General features: G+C 44.0%; 1 rRNA gene. It reads left to right on the forward strand.

Features of this window, described 5'->3' with window-relative positions:
* Nucleotides 1-1,306 (forward strand): 23S ribosomal RNA (locus IE168_RS14400); the annotation flags it as partial.

The raw sequence follows: 1,306 nt of genomic DNA on the forward strand, positions 1-1,306 counted from the left end.
GAAACCATTTACTTACAAGTAGTCAGAGCACGTTAAAGTGTGATGGCGTACATCTTGCAGTATGGGCCGGCGAGTTATGTTAAAATATGCAAGGTTAAGCAGAAAAAAGCGGAGCCGTAGGGAAACCGAGTCTGAATAGGGCGACTTTAGTATATTGGCATATACCCGAAACCAGGTGATCTATCCATGAGCAGGTTGAAGCTTAGGTAAAACTAAGTGGAGGACCGAACCGTAGTACGCTAAAAAGTGCCCGGATGACTTGTGGATAGCGGTGAAATTCCAATCGAACCTGGAGATAGCTGGTTCTCTTCGAAATAGCTTTAGGGCTAGCGTATAGTATTGTTTAATGGGGGTAGAGCACTGAATGTGGAATGGCGGCATCTAGCTGTACTGACTATAATCAAACTCCGAATACCATTAAAATTAAGCTATGCAGTCGGAACGTGGGTGATAACGTCCACGCTCGCGAGGGAAACAACCCAGATCGTCAGCTAAGGTCCCAAAATTGTGTTAAGTGAGAAAGGTTGTGAGATTTCATAAACAACTAGGAAGTTGGCTTAGAAGCAGCCACCTTTTAAAGAGTGCGTAATTGCTCACTAGTCAAGAGATCTTGCGCCAATAATGTAACGGGACTCAAACACAATACCGAAGCTACGGGCACATTATGTGCGTTAGGAGAGCGTTTTAATTTCGTTGAAGTCAGACCGTGAGGACTGGTGGAGAGATTAAAAGTGAGAATGCCGGCATGAGTAACGATTCGAAGTGAGAATCTTCGACGCCTATTGGGAAAGGTTTCCTGGGCAAGGTTCGTCCACCCAGGGTTAGTCAGGGCCTAAGATGAGGCAGAAATGCATAGTCGATGGACAACAGGTTAATATTCCTGTACTTGGTAAAAGAATGATGGAGTGACGAAAAAGGATAGTTCTACCACTTACTGGATTGTGGGGTAAGCAACAAGAGAGTTATATAGGCAAATCCGTATAGCATAATCTTGAGTTGTGATGCATAGTGAAGACTTCGGTCGAGTAACGAATTGAATGATTTCATGTTTCCAAGAAAAGCTTCTAGTGTTAATTTTTTATCAACCTGTACCGAGAACGAACACACGTTCCCAAGATGAGTATTCTAAGGCGAGCGAGAAAACCAATGTTAAGGAACTCTGCAAAATAACCCCGTAAGTTCGCGAGAAGGGGCGCCTATTTTTAATAGGCCACAGAAAATAGGGGGGGCAACTGTTTATTAAAAACACAGCTCTCTGCTAAGTTGTAAAACGACGTATAGAGGGTGAAGCCTGCCCAGTGCCCAA

This window comes from Luteimonas padinae, assembly GCF_014652935.1.
Lineage (GTDB): Bacteria > Pseudomonadota > Gammaproteobacteria > Xanthomonadales > Xanthomonadaceae > Luteimonas > Luteimonas padinae.